The organism is Staphylococcus sp. HMSC072B07 (genome assembly GCF_001815505.1).
Taxonomy (GTDB): Bacteria; Bacillota; Bacilli; order Staphylococcales; family Staphylococcaceae; genus Staphylococcus; species Staphylococcus simulans.
Genome location: NZ_KV820912.1, coordinates 47516 through 53898 on the forward strand (window position 1 = coordinate 47516; position 6383 = coordinate 53898).

5 protein-coding genes and 1 pseudogene are annotated in these 6383 nt (G+C 34.6%); all 6 read right to left on the reverse strand.

From position 1 onward, the window contains the following. Nucleotides 1-8 precede the first annotated feature (8 nt). On the reverse strand, nucleotides 9-923 hold the full coding sequence (gene truB, locus HMPREF3031_RS06770) for a tRNA pseudouridine(55) synthase TruB (protein WP_103363875.1): 915 nt from the start codon (nucleotides 921-923) through the stop codon (nucleotides 9-11). Nucleotides 924-1041: 118 nt separating this feature from the next. Further along, entirely contained in the window at nucleotides 1042-1611 is a 570-nt protein-coding gene (locus HMPREF3031_RS06775; protein ID WP_002480716.1) for a PepSY domain-containing protein, read from the reverse strand. Continuing rightward, the gene (locus HMPREF3031_RS06780) at nucleotides 1589-2965 is read right to left on the reverse strand and encodes a sensor histidine kinase (protein ID WP_002480715.1); all 1377 of its coding nucleotides are present in this window, start codon (nucleotides 2963-2965) and stop codon (nucleotides 1589-1591) included. Before HMPREF3031_RS06780 ends, HMPREF3031_RS06775 begins: the two co-directional genes overlap by 23 nt. A gap of 2 nt (nucleotides 2966-2967) precedes the next feature. Further along, nucleotides 2968-3645, reverse strand: coding sequence for a response regulator transcription factor (locus tag HMPREF3031_RS06785; protein ID WP_002480714.1), 678 nt, complete (start codon nucleotides 3643-3645; stop codon nucleotides 2968-2970). 13 nt (nucleotides 3646-3658) lie between these two features. Then, on the reverse strand, nucleotides 3659-5032 hold the full coding sequence (locus HMPREF3031_RS06790; RefSeq protein WP_037556367.1) for an SLC13 family permease: 1374 nt from the start codon (nucleotides 5030-5032) through the stop codon (nucleotides 3659-3661). Nucleotides 5033-5034: 2 nt separating this feature from the next. Then, nucleotides 5035-6233, reverse strand: a pseudogene (locus HMPREF3031_RS06795) (glycerate kinase). Between the last annotated feature and the right edge of the window lie 150 nt (nucleotides 6234-6383).

A 6383-nucleotide genomic window follows, 5' to 3' on the forward strand; every position in this document is an offset into this window, starting at 1 on the left:
ATGCTCCTTTAGTTAAATACCTTTTTAGGTTTGATTTCATTCGGTTTCTCAGCGTGCGGAATATAAAGCGCTAAGGCTTTTTCTGTTTCTTTATCTTCCATCACTGTTACTTCATCAATCGCTTCAGAAAATTCATTTTTATAAAATTTCTGTCCATTTAAAATACGTTTTTTGATGTTCGGGTCGTCAATTTGAATATGAGGCAACCCTTTCAAACCATATTCTATCGGAAATAGCTTTTCCTGTAATGCTTCTTGCTTATATAATTCATCAATTTGATCCAAAGTTAAACTTTCATCGATAGAAAATCCGCCGCTTTCTACACGTGTTAATTGAGACATATGTGCCGGATAACCTAATGCTCTACCGATATCAGTTGCTAACGTTCTGATATATGTCCCTTTCCCACAACGTATAAATATATCAAATGAACATGTGTCATCTTTATACCGAATCTCAGAATTACGTTCAATTTCATAAATGCGCACTTTTCGTTTAGGGCGTTCAACTGTTTCATTATTACGTGCGTACTCATAAAGCTTACGTCCATTCACTTTAACAGAAGAATACATCGGCGGAATTTGTTCAATTTCACCTACAAATGATAAAATCGCTTCATCAATTTTATCAGCTGTTAAATCTTTACTGACTGCTTTCGTTTCTAGCACCTCTCCAGTTTGGTCTTCAGTAGTTGTACTCACACCGACCGTAACCGTTGCTTGATATGCTTTACCCATTTCCATGATATAGTCACTGACTTTAGTGGCACCACCGACACAAATCGGTAAAACGCCATTTACTTCTGGATCTAATGTGCCTGTATGGCCTACTTTTTTAGTATGTAAAATTTTACGCAATTTAAATACAACATCATGGCTTGTTAAACCACGTTCTTTAAATACAGGTAAAATACCCTCCATCAACTACACCTCTTCTCTCTGTCATACCTCTACTATTTTACAATAAATTCAAAATGAAATATAGGCAAAGAAAATAAGCAGCTGTTGAACGCATATAACACTTCAACAGCTGCTTATATTTTTAATCATCAAAATCATCATCGTCGTCATCATCTTTAATTTCGAACCATGACACAGACAGTACTTTTTTATTGAGGGCATTCACTTTAATTACTGCGCCTTCATCATCGTCTACGATTTGTTGAACCGTATAAAAAGGTGGATTGTGCTCTTTTTCTAAATCAATATAAACAAATTGACCTGGCACTTGATGTTGTGCGACTGCTTTTGCTGTTTCTTCTGAAATATAAGGTGTCTCTTTCTTCTTAGTTGCTTTTTCTTGCTGTGATTTTGACTTAGTCGGTTGTTTGACTTTTACTGTATGGACATTTTTAATTGCGCCGTCTTTTTTATCCACTTCTAAATCATACTTTAACCCTTCATCTAACAATTTTACCTTATAAGTTGTTTTAGCTTTGTTCAAAGAAATAGATTGAATTTTGCCGTCATAACGATCATCTACTAGTTGTTTAACTTCTTGTTGGGTGTAGTCGTGTTGCGTGGACTTGAAATAAATCACTGCACATAATATCACTATCAATATACAAATAATGACTATCAACAGTATTTTAATCATCTTTTTGAGCACCATTTGAAGTCACCTTTTCTATAATCAAAATAAACGTTGTGCCAACATCAAGCACACTTTGTACTTGAATTTCTATGTCATTACGTTTGGCTAATTCAAACGCGATATAGAGTCCTAAACCAGAACCCCCAGATTGTCTTGCTCTTGCTTTGTCCACACGATAAAATTTATTGAAGATCTGTTCTAAATCTTCTGGTGGAATACCAATGCCACGATCTGAAATATTCACGTTTATGTGCGTTGGATGTTCTGTCGCATGTATCATCACATCATCTTGACTGTACTTAATCGCATTATCTAAAAAAATTGTCATCAACTGTTTGAACTGATCTTCATTCACAAATGCACGTGCAGTATTATCACAGTGAAATACAATATTTCTATCATATGCATGTGCGAAACGTGAAGCCTTATGCTCTAATATTTCATTTAAATCAACAGATTGTCGTTCTGCCTGTTGATTACTGCGCTCTACTTTAGCTAAATCCAACATTTGCTCAGTTAAATATTTCAGTCGTTGTGCTTCATCGCTGATCGCATCTATACTTTCATTTAAAATATCTTCTCTAGTTTTTCCAAACCGCTTCAACATCTGACTATATGAATTAATCACCGTAATCGGTGTTTTCAATTCATGAGAAGCATTGGATATAAATGCTTGCTGCTTTTCATCATGTTCCTTTAAATTTTCCATCATATCATTATATGTCTGAGTTAATGCTTGCAACTCTTTAGTATCCTTTTGATTAATATCCATAATGACATAATGATTCGTTTCAATCGTTTTTTTCATTTTCTCAATCAATTGATTTATCGGTTGTAAAATAATTTGAGTCAGTAATCGATTTAATAAAAAGACAATCAACAAAATAAACAATGTAGAAAGTGTTAATACCACTTTTAAAATATCGTATTTACTATATTTGAAATCGATATTCTCAAAAATTTGTAAATTACTGACTTCACCATCTTTCCAAACGAGTGGAATACTGACTAAGACAAAATGATGCCCTTTTTTATAAATCGCCTTTTTATATTGTTTATTTTTATACGGTTCACTTAAATCTTTATATTTTGGATTAGATGTGACTTGAAATTTACTATCATCATCTTTACCTACAATCGCAATATAACCATCAGTTAAAATCAAACTTTGCAATACTTTTTCTTTGTCGTTATGATTTTCTTTGGCCTTTCGTAATTCTTCCATCGTGCTGATTGCTTTATCTTCTAATTGTGCGGTTTCCGCATTTAACGAAGTGGTACGATAAATAAAATAGATCGTCAAATTAGTAATAATGACAACAATCGCAATCATCAAAGTGATATAAATTTGAAGTTGTGTTCCTAGTTTCATAACTAAGCTCTCATCATATAACCGATACCTCTGACACTTGATATAATTGAAGTATCAGCCGTATCTAATTTCTTTCTTAAGTATCTGACATAAACATCTACAACATTCGTATCACCTACGAAATCATAACCCCAGACATACTCAATGATCTGCGCACGATCTAAAGCAATATTTTGGTTAGTCATAAAGTAGTACAACAAATCGTACTCTTTTTGTGTGAGTTCGACTAGACTGCCATCGACAAAAACTTCTCTAGATTGTGGATTCAATTCGATGTGATCATGTGTTAAAACTTCAACAGCTTCTTTTTGATTTAATTGCTGCTGTTTTAAATGTACACGAATCCGTGCTAATAATTCTTCAATTTCAAATGGCTTAGTCATATAATCATTTGCACCAGAATCTAAACCGCTGACTTTATCCATGACTTCATCACGTGCAGTTAACATAATAATTTTAATATAGTCATCATCATTTCGAATACGTCTGAGCACTTCTAATCCATTTAAATCTGGTATCATCACATCAAGTAAAATCAAATCAATGTGACGTTCTTGATAAAGTTGTAATGCTGCTTTACCAGAATGCGCTATACAGACATCATAGCCTGCATAATCCAATTCTAGTTCAATGACGCGTGCTATTTTCTCGTCATCTTCCACAATTAAGATAGTTTCCACTTTCTATTCACTCCTATTTCAATGAAAGCCCAACATATTGCCAATAAACATAATACATCACAATCATGGTAAGCATATATACTGGCATGATACCTAAACTTAAATACATGAGCTGTTTAATTGTAAATGGTCTTTCTTTATTCTCATAAAACAATAACAAGGCTTTAGAACTGACTGGAAAAGTTAAGCAGTAGTTCGTACCGATCAGCGCAATAAATACAACTGCTGTCAGGTTTAAACCAAATATTTTACCAAAAACAATCAGTAATGGAATAAAGACGACTGCACGTGTTGTATGACTTGTAATATACAAGTGAGAAGTCATAGTCAATACTACAATAATCACTAGCGGCACAAATTCATTTACCAGTTTGACATGATGCATCACTTGAAATAATTGATGTTGAATGACATCGAGCACTTTATATTTCACCAATAGATTGCCGAGTGCAGTCGCACCCGCTACAAAGAAAATTAAGCTCCATGACACTCTGTTAAATGCTTCACGCCATCCGATCAAATCAACTTTAGGCATAATCATAATCAAGCTCATTAAAATTGTCACAAAGGCAATATCGAAGCCATGCAGTGGTTCAGTAATCCAAAGTATCACTGTCAAACTAATGAGGACTGCTGCTTTTTTCTCTTTTTTAGTCAATGGTTGTTTTTCATATTGTATTATATTTTCTGTTGAAATCTTTTCAACAGGCTTCATATAAAACTTTTTTATCATAAATAAGCTTATTATTGCAATAATTATCCCAAATGGAAAGCCCCATAGTAAGAATTGAAGATAAGAAATAGAACCATCTGTTTGATTTTCAAGCAGTCCAATCCCAATAATATGACTGCCTGCACCGATTAAAGATAAGTTTGTTCCCATCAAAATTAACACTGGCATCAATATGCCTAAATACTGACGATTTGAATTAAAACGATTGCCAAATGCTTGATATACAGGTAGAAGTGCTGCTGCACGACCTGAAGTAGATGGAATAATTAAAGATAAAATTTGTACTAAGATAAAGACAAAGATATTCATACGTTTTCCAGACGTACACTTCGCTTCAATCCAACGAATCAAACGATCTAATAAACCACTGGTTTCCACTACGCCACCAATAATAAATGCGCCAATCATTAACCAAATCACATGTTCTTCTAATGATTGATACAAAATATCTTGCGGCATACCGAGTAAAATACCTAAACATACAACCAACATTGCAGATAACCCTGCTGGCATTTTACTAAAAATAAATAGCACTAAAGATAACACAAACAAAGCCACACTCAATTGTCCTAAATAGGACAAATTTGTTTCTAAAAACAGCCATAGCGTGAAAATAAGATAAAGAATGGCTGCGATTAATTTAGAATAACTCATCTTTAAAGCACAAAATGTCTTTGTTTAGTTGTGTGTGTTTGTGACTTTGTTTGATTCATCTTCATACCGATTTGAATTGAGTGATATATATTTCGTGCACATTCCTTTAGCCATTTTGATGCATACTCAATAGAATCATCTAAACTTGAAGGCTGTTTAATAATGCTGTGAAAGGCATTAATACCACTTTGATAATTAAATTCCGCATTTTGACCGATTGTTCCTGCTAACGCAATCACAGGTGTATCATATTGTTGTGCGATTCTCGCTACTTCAGCAGGAATTTTTCCGTTTGGCGTTTGGAAATCTAAACACCCTTCTGCTGTGATGACTAATCAGCTTGTGCAATAACAGGTTCAATATGCAAGTACTGTTGAATTAATTCAAAACGTGGATGCAATGTAGCGTTCGCAAAAGCGATTAACCCTGCACCTAATCCACCAGATGCGCCAGAACCTTGTTGATAAGCAACTGACTCACCTGTTGAACGTTTTATTAAACGTGCCAAATGATCAAGGTTATCCGATAAATGTTCGACTTCTTTTGGACTTGCACCTTTTTGTGGACCGAATACTTTTGCGACACCTTTTGGTCCACATAAAATATTCGACCAATTCACTGCTACATCTATAGGTGTATTTAATACACGCGGATCAATATGAGATAAATCCATATCATGAATACGGTCAATTTCACCTCCGCCATGGATAAATATTGTTTTACCTTTATAATCTTTGAAACGTACACCGATTGATTGTGCCATGCCGACACCGCCATCAGATGTTCCCGAATCACCACAGCCGATTAAGATACGTTCAGCGCCATGATCTAATGCGTGGATAATTGCTTCACCTACACCGTATGTAGAAGTGTGAAGCGGATTTCTCTGGTTGCTAGGTACATGTCTTAGACCCGCAATTGCGGCCATCTCAATTACCGCAACTTTTTGTTTGTTTTCATAAAACATACCATAAAATGTTTTGCGTTTTTGTCCTAATGGATCTTCTGCATTTAAATGATAAAGCTGACCATTTTTAATTTGCGTGATAGTTTGCGCAAATCCTTCGCCTCCATCCACCATCGGAATCACTTGAATATTTAAACTTTCATCTGCTTCATGCAGACCTTTTTGAATTGCTGTACCGACTTCTGCTGAACTCAAGCTTTCTTTAAAGCCTGAGGGTATCACTGCAATTTTCATTGTTATAACCTCCTAGTAAAAATCCTTATCGCCTATGTTAAGGAGGTTAAGTTTGTAAAGAATTAGAGAATTATTAGAATTCAATTAAAAAAGCAGCTATGTACTTGCATAGCTGCCCAGACCGTAGACAAACTACCGTTATAACTTGAA